Annotated in this window: 12 protein-coding genes; 7 read left to right on the forward strand and 5 right to left on the reverse strand. The window is 70.4% G+C overall.

The features are described 5' to 3' along the window. Positions 1–212 precede the first annotated feature (212 nt). Positions 213–2,579: a YCF48-related protein gene (locus BM393_RS17790; protein ID WP_175538396.1), complete on the reverse strand. Its 2,367-nt coding sequence runs from the start codon at positions 2,577–2,579 to the stop codon at positions 213–215. 130 nt (positions 2,580–2,709) lie between these two features. Here BM393_RS17790 and recG point away from each other — a divergent pair, with 130 nt between their 5' ends. Next, positions 2,710–4,884 (forward strand): ATP-dependent DNA helicase RecG, encoded by a 2,175-nt coding sequence (gene recG / locus BM393_RS17795; RefSeq protein WP_091729427.1) that lies wholly within the window; start codon positions 2,710–2,712, stop codon positions 4,882–4,884. Between the two features lie 9 nt (positions 4,885–4,893). Here the strand turns inward: recG and BM393_RS17800 are convergent, their stop codons facing one another. The 3 genes from BM393_RS17800 to panB form a co-directional block, all read right to left on the reverse strand. Continuing rightward, positions 4,894–5,613: a peptidylprolyl isomerase gene (locus BM393_RS17800; RefSeq protein WP_175538397.1), complete on the reverse strand. Its 720-nt coding sequence runs from the start codon at positions 5,611–5,613 to the stop codon at positions 4,894–4,896. A gap of 216 nt (positions 5,614–5,829) precedes the next feature. Beyond that, positions 5,830–6,663, reverse strand: coding sequence for a pantoate--beta-alanine ligase (gene panC / locus BM393_RS17805; protein WP_091729434.1), 834 nt, complete (start codon positions 6,661–6,663; stop codon positions 5,830–5,832). Between the two features lie 2 nt (positions 6,664–6,665). After that, the gene (gene panB, locus BM393_RS17810; protein WP_091729437.1) at positions 6,666–7,514 is read right to left on the reverse strand and encodes a 3-methyl-2-oxobutanoate hydroxymethyltransferase; all 849 of its coding nucleotides are present in this window, start codon (positions 7,512–7,514) and stop codon (positions 6,666–6,668) included. A gap of 95 nt (positions 7,515–7,609) precedes the next feature. Between panB and BM393_RS17815 the strand changes: the two genes are divergently transcribed. From BM393_RS17815 to BM393_RS17825, 3 genes are all read left to right on the forward strand, one after another. Continuing rightward, positions 7,610–8,530, forward strand: coding sequence for a hydrogen peroxide-inducible genes activator (locus BM393_RS17815; RefSeq protein ID WP_091729441.1), 921 nt, complete (start codon positions 7,610–7,612; stop codon positions 8,528–8,530). 215 nt (positions 8,531–8,745) lie between these two features. Next, the gene (locus BM393_RS17820) at positions 8,746–9,861 is read left to right on the forward strand and encodes a trypsin-like serine protease (protein WP_091729446.1); all 1,116 of its coding nucleotides are present in this window, start codon (positions 8,746–8,748) and stop codon (positions 9,859–9,861) included. A 440-nt stretch (positions 9,862–10,301) separates the two neighbouring features. Next, positions 10,302–10,826 carry a Dps family protein gene (locus tag BM393_RS17825; protein ID WP_091729451.1) on the forward strand — a complete coding sequence of 175 codons (525 nt, stop codon included), beginning with the start codon at positions 10,302–10,304 and terminating at the stop codon, positions 10,824–10,826. 93 nt (positions 10,827–10,919) lie between these two features. On the opposite strand, the gene BM393_RS17830 is transcribed toward BM393_RS17825, so the two are convergent. Continuing rightward, a complete protein-coding gene (locus BM393_RS17830; protein ID WP_091731772.1) occupies positions 10,920–11,882 on the reverse strand; it encodes a phosphate acetyltransferase in 963 nt (320 codons plus the stop codon). Between the two features lie 305 nt (positions 11,883–12,187). Between BM393_RS17830 and BM393_RS17835 the strand changes: the two genes are divergently transcribed. The 3 genes from BM393_RS17835 (at position 12,188) to BM393_RS17845 (ending at position 15,795) form a co-directional block, all read left to right on the forward strand. After that, positions 12,188–13,408, forward strand: a complete 1,221-nt coding sequence (locus tag BM393_RS17835) for an acetate/propionate family kinase (RefSeq protein WP_091729454.1) — start codon at positions 12,188–12,190, stop codon at positions 13,406–13,408. Positions 13,409–13,488: 80 nt separating this feature from the next. After that, positions 13,489–14,094: a DJ-1/PfpI family protein gene (locus tag BM393_RS17840; RefSeq protein ID WP_091729458.1), complete on the forward strand. Its 606-nt coding sequence runs from the start codon at positions 13,489–13,491 to the stop codon at positions 14,092–14,094. A gap of 60 nt (positions 14,095–14,154) precedes the next feature. After that, positions 14,155–15,795 (forward strand): peptide chain release factor 3, encoded by a 1,641-nt coding sequence (locus BM393_RS17845; RefSeq protein WP_091729462.1) that lies wholly within the window; start codon positions 14,155–14,157, stop codon positions 15,793–15,795. Positions 15,796–15,808 lie beyond the last annotated feature (13 nt).

A 15,808-nucleotide genomic window follows, 5' to 3' on the forward strand; every position in this document is an offset into this window, starting at 1 on the left:
GTCGGTGCGGGCGGGCCAGGGACGTCGGCACAGCCTAGCAGCCGACCGTGGCGGCGGCCGCCTCGACGACCCGGGGGAAATGCCCGGTTGCGGGCCCGGAAGCGGCAATCGATCACGCAGGGCCGTGAAAAAGCCGGCCGGGTCTCGCGACCGGGCCGGCTTCAGGGGACGGGCGACGGCCCGTCGCGGGCCGTCGCGGGCCGTGCGACGGCTTACTGGCCGCCCGTGCCGGTGGCCAGCAAGGTGCCGGCGCTGCCCGCGACCCAGCCGGTGCGTGCGTCGACGAAGAACACCTGCGTCAGCGAGCCCTGCGTGCCCACGAACTGCTTCTTCCAGGTCGCGCCGCCATCGGTGGTCATCAGCACGGTGCCGCTGTCGCCGACCGCCCAGCCCTGCTGCGCCGTCAGGAAGCGGATAGCGCGCAGGCCGGTCATCGGCAGGCTGACGTTGGTCTGGAGGGTCCAGCTGGCGCCGCCGTCCTTGCTCGACATCAGCAGGCCGCCATCGCCGACCGCCCAGAGGGTGTCGGCATCGCTGAAGGCCAGTTGGTGGAGGGTCGCGCTGGTGCCGGAGAAGCGACCGGTGAAGGTCTTGCCGCCGTCACTGGTGACCACCACCGCGCCGCCGTTGCCGACCAGCGTGCCCTTGAGCGGGCCGCTGAACTTCAGGTCGTTGTAGTAGCCGTCCAGCGTCGCCTGCTGCGTCCAGGACTTGCCGCCATCCGTCGTCGCCAGCAGCAACTGACGCTGCTGCGACTGCTGGTAGTCGCTGGCCAGCGCGAAGCCGGTGCTCGCGTCGATGAAGTGGAAGGCGGTGACGGTGCGCCCGCTCGACTGCAGCGGCGTGAGCCAGCTCAGGCCGCCGTCGTCGGTGAGGTAGATGCGACCGTCCGCCGCCAGCAGCCAGCCCTTCTTCGCGTCGACGAACTGGAAGCGCGGCAGCATCGAGTAGTAGCCCGAGCTGGTCAGCCCACCGACCTTGACGGACCAGTCCAGGCCGCCGTTGGCGGTTTCCATCAGGTCGCCCTTGGCCGACAGGGCCAAGCCGCGCTTGGCATCAAAGAACCAGAAGGCCTGCAGCGTCTTGCCCGCCGCATCGGCGTCCGGACCCGCGATGCGCTTCCAGGTCTGCAGGTCGGTGCTGATCCGCGTCACGCTGTCCCAGCCGGTCACCAGCCAGGTCTGCCCGTCGATGGGCGTGAGCTGGCCGCCGAAGTCCAGGCGCGCGGCGCGCCAGGTCAGGCCCAGGTCGGTGCTGAGCTCGGTCACGGTGCCGAGGCCGGACGCGGCGTAGTACTGCCGCATCCAGACGCCGCGGGCGGCCAGGCTGTAGCTGACCGTGAACCCGGGGTACACGTTCGCCGGCGCTGCCACCGCGGACCAGTTCCGTCCGCCGTCGACGCTGCGGTACAGCGTGCCGTTGGTGACGACGGCGCCGGTGGACGCATCGACGAACTGCGGATTGCCCGAGGAGAAGTAGCCGGTCGACGGCAGCCCCTGCGGGACGACCGTGTCCCAGTTCTGGCCGCCATCGGCGCTCTGGCGGATCGAGAGGGTGTAGACCCAGCCCTGGCCGTTCACGTAGTTCGAGCTCGTGCCGGTGGCCACCACCGCGTTGCCGAAGACCTGGAAGCCGCTCAGCGGCACGTTGGGCGTGGCCGGCAGCACCACCGTCGAGGTCTTGCCCAGGTCGGTGGACTTGCGCAGCGCGCCGCTGTCGAACCACCACAGCGTGCCGTCGGCGGCCAGCATCGGCTCCTGCGTCAGCGTCGCCTGGCTCCAGGTCGCGCCGCCGTCCGCGGTCGCGCGGATCAGGCCGTTCATCGACATCACCAGCGTGCCGGCGCCGGCCAGCTGCAGCGAGGCACCGGTCATCGGCGGCTGCGCGGTCGGCTGCAGCGTCCAGCGCGCACCGCCATCGGTGGTGCGCAGCAGCGCGCCCGCGTCGCCGGCGGCCCAGCCGTTGTTGGCGTCGGAGAAGCGGATCGTCGTCAGCCGCGTCGTCAGGCCGGAGGCCTGCTTGGTCCAGCTGCCGCCGCCGTCGCGGGTGCGCAGGATCTCGCCGTTGTCACCGACCGACCAGCCATTGCTCGCGTCGATGAAGAAGAAGGCCGCCGGCACGGTCCCGGTCGGCCGCGGCGCCTGCCAGCACCAGCCGGCGCCCTCGGCGCCGGTGCAGCTCAGGCCCTGCACGTGGGTGCGGTTGTTGACCGACACCGTCCACTTCACTTCCTTGGAAGCGCCCGCGGCGTTGGAGACCTTCAGCGTCACCGCGTAATCGCCGACCTTGGCGTAGTCGTGCTTGGGACTGGCCTCGGTGCTGGTCGTGCCGTCGCCGAAGTTCCACGCGAAGCTCAGGCCGGTGGTGGCCGCGGCATTGCTGGTGAAGGCAGTGCCGGACGTGACGTCGGTCGAGGCGGCGGCGGCGATCGCCAGGTTGTCCGGAATGGCCACGCCCTGGACCGGCGGCGGCGGCGGTGGCGCGTCATCGCCCCCACCGCCTCCACCGCAGGCGCTCAGCAGCGCGGCACTGATCAGCACGCCAGCCCAGCCGGCGCGCATACGCTTGTTCGTATTCAAGGAATCCTCCCGATGTATCAATTTGTCTTCATTTTGAAGCGGGCGGATTCTGCCCGAGGCCCTTGCCGCGCCAGCCCCGGGTGCACCCGCTCCACCCGAACGGGGGAGACGCCGAGGCAGAATCGCGGCCATGTCCGAGGCCCGCAGCACCGTCCCGCCGCCGTCGCCCGCCGCGAAACGCGCGGGGGCCGATCCGAGCGGGCGCGCGCCGGCGACCGAGGCGCCGGCCGCCAAGTCCGCGCCGCAGAAGGCGATGGAAAAAATGGGGCTGACGCGCGACATCGACCTCGCGCTGCACCTGCCGCTGCGCTACGAGGACGAGACCACGCTGACGCCGCTGGGCCAGGCCCGCGATGGCGACACGCTGCAGTGCGAGGGCGAGGTGATCGAGAGCCGCATCGAGATCCGCGGCCGGCGGCAACTGCTGGTCAAGCTGCGCGACGACGACGGCGCCCTGCTGACGCTGCGCTTCCTCCACTTCTATCCCTCGCATCAGAAGACGCTGGCCGTCGGCACGCGCGCCCGCGTGCGCGGCGAGATCCGCGTGGGTTTCTTCGGCCGGGAGATGGTCCACCCCAGCTTCCGCAAGGTCGAGGCGGACACGCCGCTGGCCGCGTCGCTGACGCCGGTCTACCCCACCAGCGCGCAGCTGCCGCAGGCCTACCTGCGCAAGGCGGTCGCCTCGGCGCTGCGCCGCGCGCCGCTGGACGAGGTGCTGCCGCAGGCGCTGATTCCGCGCGGCCTGCCGCCGCTGCGCGAGGCGCTGAACTTCCTGCATCACCCGCCGCCGTCGGCCGGCCTGTCGACGCTGGAAGATCACACCCATCCGGCCTGGCAACGGCTCAAGTTCGAGGAACTGCTCGCGCAGCAGCTCAGCCAGCAGCGCGCCCAGCGCGAGCGCGCCCACCTGCGCGCGCCGGTGCTGCGCGGCGCGCCCGGCGGGCTGCATGAACGGCTGCTCGCCGCGCTGCCCTTCGCGCTGACCGGCGCGCAACGCCGCGTCGCCGAGGAGATCGCCGCCGACCTCGCCCGCCCCCAGCCGATGCACCGGCTGCTGCAGGGAGATGTCGGCTCCGGCAAGACGGTGGTGGCGGCGCTCGCGGCGGCCGTGGCCATCGATGCCGGCTGGCAGTGCGCGCTGATGGCGCCCACCGAGATCCTGGCCGAGCAGCATTTCCGCAAGCTGATCGGCTGGCTGGAACCGCTGGGCATCCGCGTGGCGTGGATCACCGGCAGCGTCAAGGGCAAGGCGCGGCAGAAGATGCTCGACGCCGCCGCCTCGGGCGAGGCGACGCTGATCGTGGGCACGCACGCGGTGATCGAGGACAAGGTCCGCTTCCACCGGCTGGGGCTGGCCATCATCGACGAGCAGCACCGCTTCGGCGTGGCGCAGCGGCTGGCGCTGCGCAAGAAGCTCGCGGACGAGGCGGCCGGCGCGGCGGCCACCGCAGGGCCGGGCGTGCCGCCCGGTTCAGGCCCGCTCGAGCCGCACCTGCTGATGATGAGCGCCACGCCCATCCCGCGCACGCTCGCGATGACCTACTTCGCCGACCTGGACGTGTCGACGATCGACGAGCTGCCGCCCGGCCGCAGCCCCATCGTGACCCGCGTGTTCGCCGACAGCCGGCGCGACGACGTGATCGAGAAGATCGCCGCCGCCGTCGACGACGGCCGCCAGGTCTACTGGGTCTGTCCGCTGATCGAGGAGTCGGAAGCGCTCGACCTCAAGAACGCGACCGAAACCCACGCCGAGCTCGGCGACGCGCTGCCCGGAAAGATGGTGGGGCTGCTCCATGGCCGCATGGCGCCGGCGGAAAAGGCGGCGGTGATGTCGCTGTTCAGCGGCGGGCAGATGCAGGTGCTGGTCGCGACGACCGTCATCGAGGTCGGCGTCGACGTGCCCAACGCCAGCGTGATGGTCATCGAGCACGCTGAACGCTTCGGCCTGTCGCAGCTGCACCAGCTGCGCGGACGCGTCGGCCGCGGCTCGGTCGCCAGCGTGTGCGTGCTGATCTACACCGGGCCGCTCTCGGACACCGGCAAGTCACGCCTGCGCGCGATGGCCGAAACCACCGATGGCTTCGAGATCGCGCGGCGCGACCTCGACATCCGGGGGCCGGGGGAATTCATGGGGGCGCGGCAGAGCGGCGCGCAGTTGCTGCGCTTCGCCGACCTGCAGGAAGACGCGCCGCTGCTGAGCGCCGCGCGCGCGCTGGCGCCGAAACTGCTCGACGAGCAGCCGCGGGCGGCGCGGCTGCACGTGGAGCGGTGGCTCGGTCACAAGACCGAGTACCTCAAGGCCTAGTCAGGGCCCTTACTTCAGCTGGATGGCCCAGTACAGCAGCACTTCGGTGGCCGTCACTTCGGAACCGCTGTAGAGCTGGGGCTCGGCGTTGATCTTGTCGACCGTGGCCTGGCCCGAGATGACGCGACCGAAAACGGCATAGCCCGGCTGCGAGGCGCTCTTGTAATCCAGCGCCGCGCTGTTGTCGACCGAGTTGAAATAGAACTGGCTGGTCGCCGAGTCGGCCGCAGTGCCACGCGCCATCGCGATCGTGTACTTCGTGTTGGACAGGCCGACGTTGGTCTCCAGCTTGATCGTGCCGCCCAGGTTGGCGCCAGGATTCTTCGCCACGTAACCCGTCGAGAAGCCGCCACCCTGCACCACGAAGTTCGGCACGACGCGATGGAAGATGGTGTTGTCGTAGTACTTGGCGCTGACGTACTTCAGGAAGTTGTCGGTGGTGATCGGCGTGCGGGCGTCCAGCTCGATGACGATCTCGCCGTCGCTGGTCAGCATGCACACGGTGCGCGCGGCAGTGCTGGCGTTCGACGCGGCAATGCCGGCGGCGCTGCAGGTGAGCGTCGGCGGCGTCGTCACCGGGTTGGGCTTGGGGCTCTGCGCCGGGCTGCCGCTGTCGTTGTCATCGCCACCGCCGCAGGCGGCCAGCATCAGGGCACCGCCCAGGGCGGCCGTCAGGGCCAGCCACCGGGGAGCGGCGGCGATCGAGGAAGAGAAGGAAGTCGTCTTCATGGGGGCTCGCAATGGGAGCTTGTGGCCCCCGCTTCTGGCAAAGAAGCGCGAAGTATCGTGGTCGCCTTGACACACGTCATGGCCCCGGTGCGCGGCCCGCACGAAAACCGATCGGGCTTTCCCTAACGACACCTTCACAGGGTGATGCGTGTCACCCAGCGTCGCCATCCGCGCCCCTGAGTGCCCAGGATCAGCGACGGAAAGACACCGCCGGTTTCAGAACTCGAGGTTGTCGATGAGGCGCGTCTGGCCGATCCGGGCGGCCGCCAGCGCGACCAACGCCTCGCCCTCGCGCGCCGGGCCGAGGTCATGCCGGCGGCGCAGCGTCAGGTAGTCCGGCGCCCAGCCCGCGTCGCGCAGCGCCTGCATGGCGTCGGCCTCGATGCGGTCCAGGTCGCGCTCGCCCGCCTGCCAGCGGCCGATCATCGCCTTGAGCGTGCGCGACAGCAGCAGCGCGTCCTGCTTCTGCTGCTCGCTGAGGTAGCCGTTGCGCGAGGACAGCGCCAGGCCGTCGGCAGTGCGCTCGGTCTCGCCGGCCAGGATGTGGATCGGCATCGCCAGCTGGTCGACCATGCGGCGGATCACCATCAGCTGCTGGTAGTCCTTCTTGCCGAAAACGGCCACGTCCGGCTGCACGATCTGGAACAGCTTGGCCACCACGGTGCAGACGCCGACGAAGAAGCCGGGGCGGAAGTGGCCCTCGAGGATGTCGGCCAGCTCGGTGGGCGGATGGACCTTGTAGCCCTGCGGCTCGGGATACATCTCGCGCTCGTCGGGCGCGAAGACGAGGTCGCAGCTCGCGCCCTCGAGCAGCTCGGCATCCCGCGCCAGCGTGCGGGGGTAGCGGTCGAAGTCCTCGTGCGGCGCGAACTGCAGCCGGTTGACGAAGATGCTGGCGACCACGAGGCCGCCCTCGCCCACCGCCGCGCGGGCCTGGCGCACCAGCGCCAGGTGGCCGTCGTGCAGGTTGCCCATCGTGGGCACGAAGGCCACCGGGCGGTCGCCCGCGAGCGCGGCGCGCAGGCCGGCGATGTCGTGGTGGATCTGCATGATCAGTAGCTGTGCTCGGGCGCCGGGAAGGCGCCGGACTTGACGTCGGCGACGTAGCGGGCGAAGGCCTCGCCGACCGAGGCCGAGCCCTGCATGAAGTCGCGCACGAAGCGCGGCTTGCGGCCGCCGCCCACGCCCAGCATGTCGTGCATCACCAGGACCTGGCCGGAGCATTCCGCGCCGGCGCCGATGCCGATCACCGGCACGCCCAGCGTGCGCGTGAGCTCGCCGGCCAGCGCGGCGGGCACCATCTCGAGCAGCAGCATCTGCGCGCCCGCGTCGACGAGTTCGCGCGCATGCGCCCGGATCTGCGCGGCGCCGGCTTCATCGCGGCCCTGGACCTTGTAGCCGCTCAGCGCGGTGACGGTCTGCGGCGTCAGTCCGAGGTGGGCGCAGACGGGGATGCCGCGCTCGGTGAGGAAGCGCACCGTGTCGGTGGTCCAGCCGCCGCCCTCGAGCTTGACCATGTGGGCGCCGGCCTGCGCCAGCTGCATCGCATGGCGCCAGGCGACCTGCGGCGACTCGTGATACGTGCCGTAGGGGAGGTCGGCCACGATCCAGGCCAGGCGGCGCGCGCGGGCCACGCAGGCGGTGTGATAGACCATGGACTCCAGCGTGACCGGCACCGTCGTCTGCAGTCCCTGCACCACGTTGCCCAGCGAGTCGCCGATCAGGATCGAATCGACGCCGGCCTCCTCCATCGCATGGGCGAAGGTGGCGTCGTAGGCGGTGAGCATCGCGATCTTCTCGCCGGCGGCATGCATGTCGAGCAGGCGCTGCAGCGTCACGGGCTTGCGGTCGGCGGTCGCCTGCGGGCGCGGCGCGGCGTAGGGGGGGGTCGGTTCGGTCATGCGTGTCCCCTGGAGGATGGGCCGGGGCCCTTGGGGTGGGGCGGCAGTGTACGGGACGGTGCCAGAAGGCCGCATTCTGAGGACAATGCCGGCCCATGACCCTGACCGAATTGCGCTACATCGTCGCCGTCGCCCGCGAGCGCCACTTTGGCCGCGCGGCGGAAGCCTGCTTCGTCTCGCAGCCGACGCTGTCGGTGGCGATCAAGAAGCTGGAGGAGGAGCTCGACGTCAAGATCTTCGAGCGCGGCGCCAACGAGGTGACGATGACCCCGCTGGGCGAGGACATCGTGCGCCAGGCCCAGTCGGTGATCGAGCAGGCCAGCGCGATCAAGGACATCGCCAAGCGCGGCAAGGACCCGCTGGACGGCCCGCTGCGGCTGGGGATCATCTACACGATCGGACCCTACCTGCTGCCCGAGCTGGTGCGCCACTGCATCGACCTCTACCCGCGCATGCCGCTGATGCTGCAGGAGAACTTCACCCAGAAGCTGCTGGACATGCTGCGCACCGGTGAGCTGGACTGCGCCATCATGGCCGAGCCCTTCCCCGACGCCGGCCTGGCGGTGGCGCCGCTGTACGACGAGTCCTTCGTCGTCGCCGTGCCGGCGGTGCATCCGCTGGCGAAGAAGGAGCGCATCAGCGCCGAGGAGCTCAAGGCCGAAACCATGCTGCTGCTGGGCAACGGCCATTGCTTCCGCGATCACGTGCTGGAGGTCTGCCCGGAATTCGCGCGCTTCTCCACCGACGCCGAGGGCATCCGCAAGAGCTTCGAGGGCAGCTCGCTGGAGACGATCAAGCACATGGTGGCCTCCGGCATGGGCGTCACCGTGGTGCCGGCGCTGAGCGTGCCGGAGCATGTGCCGCCGCACCTGCGCTACGTGCCCTTCGAGGACCCGGCCCCGACGCGCCGCGTGGTGCTGGCCTGGCGCCGTACCTTCACCCGCTACGAGGCGGTCGCCGCGCTGCGCAACGCGGTCTACGCCTGCAAGCTCAGCGGCGTGAAGCTGCTCTCCTGACCGGCCCTCGATAGGCCCGCCACCCGCCGCGACGGGCTGGCAAGACCCGCCCCCCTCGAAGCGGGGGTCGTCAGGGTATCCGTGAATTTCTCACGAAGTCGTCACCGATAGCCTCGCTATGCGCACGGCGCCTACCCGGCTCCGTGGCCGCGCTCGCCCCGGACGCAGGGTCCTGGGTGCATCGCCATGTCCAACCATCGCATCAGGGGGAAATCTTGAAACTTCGACCCACCCTCCTCGCCGCCGCGCTGCTGACCGCGGGCGTGGCGCACGCGGGCCCGACCACCGTGTCGGGCTCCGCCAATGGCCTGAGCTGGACCGCCGCCAGCACCATCGTCGGCGTGACCTCGACCGCCACCGCCGCCGGCGGCGGCGATCCGCGCTACTTCGCGCCGCGCTCGCAGTACGGCGGCGTCGCGACGCTGATCATGGATTACGGCGCGGCCGGCCAGTTCATCTGCTCCGGCACGCTGCTGCCCAACCAGCGCTCGATCCTGACCGCCGCCCACTGCGTCAGCGACGGCACGAACGCGCGCCCGCTGAGCACCTCGGTCTACTTCTATACCGGCAACAACCCGGACAACATCACCTGGAACCAGCCCTCGTTCTCCTACCAGGTGACCAACTACGCGGTCCACGCCGCCTACACCGGCGAGGTGATCGACCAGAACGACATCGCCGTGCTGTCGCTGGACAAGCTGGTGGACTGGTCGGTCAAGTCCCACGGCCTGTATGAAGGCGATGACCTGACCGGCAAGGACTTCAACATCGCCGGCTACGGCGCGCGCTCGGACACCGGCGGCAACGTCGGCGACAACCTGGGCACCGGCCGCCTGCGCCAGGGCGACAACCGCTATGACTTCCGCCTCGGCGACGCCGACTTCGGCGGCGTCTGGGCCGACATCCTGGGCGAGCCGGCCGAGCAGATCGAGCACACCTACCTGTCGGACTTCGACAACGGCCTGCCCGCCAACGACCTGGCCTGCAACATCGCGGTCGACGGCCTGGGCCTGCCGCCCAGCGCCAAGTTCTGCAACACCGGCCGCGGCGCCAACGAGGTGTCCTCGGCCGGCGGCGACTCGGGCGGTCCGGAGTTCATCGACGGCAAGGTGGCGTCGGTCACCTCCTTCGGCCTGACCTTCGGCAGCTTCTGGGGCGACGTGGACGACGCGCTGAACAGCAGCTTCGGCGAGTTCAACGGCTTCGTGCCGGTGAGCATCCACCGCGACTTCATCAACGCCAACGCGGTGCCGGAACCGGCCTCCTTCGCGCTGGCCGGCCTGGGCCTGCTGGGCCTGGGCTGGAGCCGCCGCCGTCGCGTCCAGGCCTGACCGCCCCACGCGCCAGCGAAGCCGCCTCCGGGCGGCTTTTTCGTTGGCGCCGCCGCGTTTGATTCTGGCTATGACATCGGTGAAGCCATTCGAATGGCAATATCAATAGCTAATCCCTAAAGTAGCAGCTCATCGGCCGCCGGCATCCTCCGTCCGGGAGATGTCGGCGGCGAATCGAGGACCTACAAACGCGGCCAGCGCCCCAGGCGCGTCCCGTCGCGGGTTCATTTGCAAGGAGCAAGACATGACCCTTCGATCCGGGCAACGCACCGTGGGCTGGCTGCTGGTCGCCGCCGGCGCCGCGCTGAACACCCAGACGCTGATCGACTGGATGCGCCACAGCGTCGTCTGACATGCGCGCGCCGTTCACACGACCGCGGCTGTGGATCAGTTAGGCTGCGCAGCGTCTTTTGTCTTCCATTCCCAGAAGGAGTCCCTCGATGGCCAAGAAGAGCCCCTCTCCCGCCAAGGCGCCCTCCGCCAAGGGTGCGCCATCCCTCCAGATCGGCATCAGCGACAAGGACCGCGCCGCGATCGCGCAGGGCCTGTCCAAGCTGCTGGCCGACACCTACACCCTGTACCTGACCACGCACAACTTCCACTGGAACGTGACGGGGCCGATGTTCAACTCGCTGCACGCGATGTTCATGGCCCAGTACACCGAGCTGTGGAACGCGGTCGACCCGGTGGCCGAGCGCATCCGCTCGCTGGGCCACAAGGCGCCGGGCTCCTACGCCCAGTTCGCGCAGCTGAGCTCGCTGCCGGACGCGCCGGCCACGCCGCCCAAGGCGCTGGACATGGTGCGCATCCTGGTGGACGGCCATGAAGGCGTGGCCCGCACCGCGCGCGCGCTGTTCGACCTGGTCGACAAGGCCAGCGACGAACCGACCGCCGACCTGCTCACCCAGCGCCTGACGGTGCATGAGCAGACCGCGTGGATGCTGCGCTCGCTGCTGGAAGAGTGATCGTCGCGACGGCGGGCACACCCGCCGCCGGCAGCCAGGGGACCGCGAGGTCCCCTTTTTCGTGGGCCGGCGCCCAGGCCTCCGGTCGCGGTCTCAGCCGATCGCCTTGATGCGCCCGCCGCGGCGGGCCTCGGCCAGCATCGAGGCCAGCGCGCAGGACGCCAGCCGCGCGGTGCGCGAATCGGCGCGGCTGGTCAGCACGATGGGCACCTTCGCGCCCAGCACCACGCCCGCCGCGTAGGCCTGCGCCAGGAAGCTCAGGCTCTTGGCCAGCATGTTGCCGGCGTCCAGGTCCGGCACGATCAGCACGTTGGCGCGGCCCGCCACCGGCGACACGATGCCCTTGATGCGGGCCGCCTCCGGATCGATGGCGTTGTCCATCGCGAGCGGGCCGTCCAGCACCGCGCCGGTGATCTGTCCGCGGTCGGCCATCTTGCACAGCGCCGCGGCGTCGATCGTCGACGGCACCTTCGGATTCACCGTCTCCATCGACGAGAGCAGCGCCACACGCACCTCGGGCAGTCGCAGCGCATGCGCCAGGTCGATCGCGTTCTGGACGATGTCGACCTTCTCCTCCAGCGTCGGCTCGATGTTGATCGCCGCGTCCGAGATGATCAGCGGCTGGGGATGCCCCGGCACGTCCATCACGAAACAATGGCTGATGCGCCGGGCGGTGCGCAGCCCACCCTCGCGGCGCACGACGGCGCCCATCAGTTCGTCGGTATGGAGGCTGCCCTTCATCAGCGCGTCCACGCTGCCCTTGAGCGCCATCGTCACCGCCATCTCGGCGGCCGCGTGGCTGTGCGGGACGTCGAACAGGGTGAAGCGCGCGAGATCCACGCCGGCCGCCGCCGCGGCCTCCGAGACCTTGCCCGCCGGGCCGATCAGCACCGGCTCGATCAGCCCGAGCGAGGCGGCCTCGGTCGCCGCCAGCAGTGCCACATCGCTGCATGGATGCACGACGGCCATGCGCAGCGGCGGCAGGTGCCGCACGGCCTCGATGAGGCGGTCGTAATGGGGATGCGCGCTGGGCGGATGCGCGACGGATGGCGCGATGGACGGCACCGATGACGGCGCTTGGCCGGCCGGCCCGCCGGCGCTTCGGAACGAGGTGATCACTGGCTGGCTCCCTGTGCTGGAGGACCGCGCGGCGTCCCGTTGTCGCCGCGCATTCGGACAAGTTTTCCGACGCCCCGACCCGCCGCGCGCTTGACCCTGTTTGTTCCTCGGGCTTTCACGACGAGTCGCGGTCGATGATGCATGCTGCGCTGCAACAAATCAAGCGACGCGGGGGTCGCGCGGCGGTGCTGGAAACGGGCAGATGTCCGGCATCGGCGGCGGTCCTCATGAAGGGGTGAGCGATGGGTCCAAGGCTGGAAGGCGAGTTCATCGCGGTCGTCAACGCCGGCTCGTCCAGCATCAAGCTGTCGATGTTCTCGCTGCACGACGATCGCCGGCAGGGGCCCCTGCGGCTCGAACTGCGCGCGCAGGTCGAGGGCCTGGGCACCGCGACGCCGCATTTCGAAGCCGCCCATGCCGACGGCACGAAGGCGGGCTCGCGCGACTGGCCGGTCGGCGAGCGGCTCGGCCACGAGGGGGCGCTCGAGCACCTGGTCGAGTTCGTCCGGCACGAATTCCCGGGCCTCTCGATGCTGGGCATCGGGCACCGCGTCGTGCACGGCGGCACGGCCTTCCAGGAACCGGTGGTGGTGACGCCGGCGGTGCTCGCCACGCTGGAGACGCTGGTCCCGCTGGCGCCGCTGCATCAGCCGCACAACCTGGCGCCGATCCGCCGCGCCTTCGCCGCCCTGCCCGGCCTGCCGCAGGTGGCCTGCTTCGACACCGCCTTCCACCGCGGCCAGTCCGACGTCGCCGACGCCTTCGCGCTGCCGTATGCGCTGTTCGAGGCCGGCGTGCGGCGCTACGGCTTCCATGGGCTGAGCTACGAGTACATCGCGTCGCGGCTGCCGGCGCTGTCGCCGCGGCTGGCGGACGGGCGCGTCGTCGTCCTGCACCTGGGCAACGGCGCGAGCGCCTGTGCGCTGCATCGCGGGCGCAGCATCGCCAGCAGCATGGGCTTCACCGCCGTCGACGGACTGCCGATGGGCACGCGCAGCGGCGCCGTCGACCCGGGCGTGCTGCTCTACCTGATGGACGAGCACCGCATGGACGCGCGCGAGCTGGAAACGCTGCTCTACAAGGAGTCCGGGCTGCTGGGGCTGTCGGGCGTGTCCAGCGACATGCGGCAGCTGCTGGCCAGCGATGTGCCGCGGGCGCGCTTCGCGGTCGACGTGTTCGTGCATCGCGTCACCCGCGAGATCGGCGCGCTGGCCGCGGAGATGGGCGGCCTCGACGGCCTGGTGTTCACCGCCGGCATCGGCGAGCACTCGGCCGAGATCCGCCGCCGGGTGCTGTCGCGCTGCCTGTGGCTGGGGGTGTCGGTGCAGGAGGCCGCCAACCGCGACGGCCCGCCCGAACGCCGCCTCAGCACCGTCGACAGCCGCTGCGAGGCCTGGGTCATCCCCACCGACGAGGAACTCATGATGGCGCGCCACACCTTCCGCCTGCTGGCCGGCGAGTGAGCCCGCGGCAATAACCCCACCGGCTTGGGCGGCGCGGGTGTGAGCGCTACAGTCGGCCGCATCGCCTGGTGGGACCTCCGATGCGCATCGCCATCCTCTCCTTCGACGGCTTCAACGAGATCGACAGCTTCCTTCCGCTGGGACTGCTGAACCGGCTCAAGCCGCAGGGCTGGTCCGCCGAGCTGTGCGGGCCGGGTCCGGCGGTGACCTCGATGAATGGCGTCACCGTGCAGCTGAAACGCCCGCTCGAATGGGCCAACGAGGCCGACGCGGTCTGGTTCGGCTCCGGCATCTACACGCGGGCGATCGCGGAGAACTCGGCGCTGCTGGACCGGCTGCAGATCGATCCGACGCGGCAGCTGATCGCCTCGCAGTGCTCCGGCGCGCTGCTGGTGGCGCGCCTGGGGCTGCTGGGCGACGCACCGGCCTGCACCGATGCGAGCACCCGGCCCTGGCTGGTGGAGGCCGGCGTGCGGGTGCTCGACGAACCCTTCCATGCCCGCGGCCCGGTGGCCACCTCGGGCGGATGCCTGGCCTCGCAATACCTGGCGGCATGGCTGATGTGGAGCAAGGCCGGCGAGGCCGCCACGCGCGACGCGCTCACCTACGCCGCGCCCGTCGGCGAGAAGGCGGACTACGTGGAGCGCTTGCTGGCGCGGGTGCGGCCGTTCATGACGCCGGACTGAGCGCCGGGTCGCGGCAGGGAAGAACCCCGATAATCGCGGGTTCGCCGCCCAAGAGCCGTCATGTCCACCGATCAGCCCAGCCGTATCCAGTCCGAAGTGCGCCGCCGCCGCACTTTCGCCATCATTTCGCACCCTGACGCGGGCAAGACCACGCTGACGGAAAAGCTGCTGCTGTTCTCCGGCGCGATCCAGATCGCGGGCTCGGTGAAGGCGCGCAAGGCCTCGCGCCACGCGACCTCCGACTGGATGGAGATCGAAAAGCAGCGCGGCATCTCGGTGGCCTCGTCGGTGATGCAGATGGAATACCGCGACTGCGTCATCAACCTGCTGGACACCCCGGGCCACCAGGACTTCTCGGAAGACACCTACCGCGTGCTGACCGCCGTCGACGCGGCGCTGATGGTCATCGACGCGGCCAACGGCGTGGAGCCGCAGACCCGCCGCCTGCTGCAGGTCTGCCGCGCGCGCAACACGCCGATCCTGACCTTCGTCAACAAGCTGGACCGCGAGGTCCAGGAGCCGCTGGCGCTGATGGACGAGATCGAGCGCGAGCTGGGCATGACGGTGGTGCCCTTCACCTGGCCGGTCGGCATGGGCAAGCACTTCCACGGCGTGATGGACCTGCGCCAGCAGCGCATGCGCGTGTTCTCACCCGGCGAGGACCGCGCCGCCGGCACCGAGGAAGTGCTGGAGGGCCTGGACAACCCAGCCTATGTCGAACGCTTCGGCATGCAGTACGAGAACGCGCAGGGCGAGATCGAGCTGGTCAACGAGGCGGCCCCCGCCTTCGACGAGGAAGCCTTCCTCACCGGCCGGCAGACGCCGATGTTCTTCGGCTCCGCGGTGAACAACTTCGGCGTGCAGGAAGTGCTGGACGCGCTGGTCGAGCTGGCGCCCGCGCCCGCCGAGCGCGCCGCGATGCAGCGCGTGGTGCAGCCGGAGGAGCCCAAGTTCACCGGCGTGGTCTTCAAGATCCAGGCCAACATGGACCCGGCGCACCGGGACCGGATCGCGTTCCTGCGCGTGGCCTCGGGCCACTTCGAGCGCGGCATGCGGCTCAAGGTCGTGCGCTCGGGCAAGGAGCTGCGGCCCAACACGGTGGTGAGCTTCCTGTCGCAGCGCCGCGAGCTGCTGGACGAGGCCTTTGCCGGCGACATCATCGGCATCCCCAACCACGGCGTGCTGCAGCTGGGCGACACCATCACCGAGGGGGAGGCGCTGCAGTACACCGGCCTGCCCTTCTTCGCGCCGGAAATGTTCCGCTCGGTCGAGGTGGCGGACCCGCTCAAGACCAAGCAGCTGCGCGAGGGTCTGCGCCAGCTCGGCGAGGAAGGCGCGATCCAGGTCTTCCGCCCCGAGGCCGGCAGCGTGCTGCTGCTGGGCGCGGTCGGCCAGCTGCAGTTCGAAGTCGTCGCGCACCGCCTGGAACACGAGTACGGCGTCAAGGCCCGCATCACGCCGGCGCGCTACAACGTCGCGCGCTGGGTGACCTGCGACGAGGCCGACGGCGGCGAGAAGGAGCTGCGCCGCTTCATCGACCACAACGCCCACCGCGTGGCCTGGGACGCGGTCAACGCGCCGACGGTGCTGCTCGAGTACGCTGGCGAGCTCCGTGCGATGCAGGAGAACTGGCCCAAGATCAAGTTCCACGCGCTGCGCGAGCACGCGGGCCTGGTCTTCCAGAAGCAGATGGACGCCTGAGACGGCGCGGGGC

It is taken from the genome of Mitsuaria sp. PDC51, assembly GCF_900113225.1.
In the GTDB taxonomy this organism is placed as follows: Bacteria; Pseudomonadota; Gammaproteobacteria; order Burkholderiales; family Burkholderiaceae_C; genus Roseateles.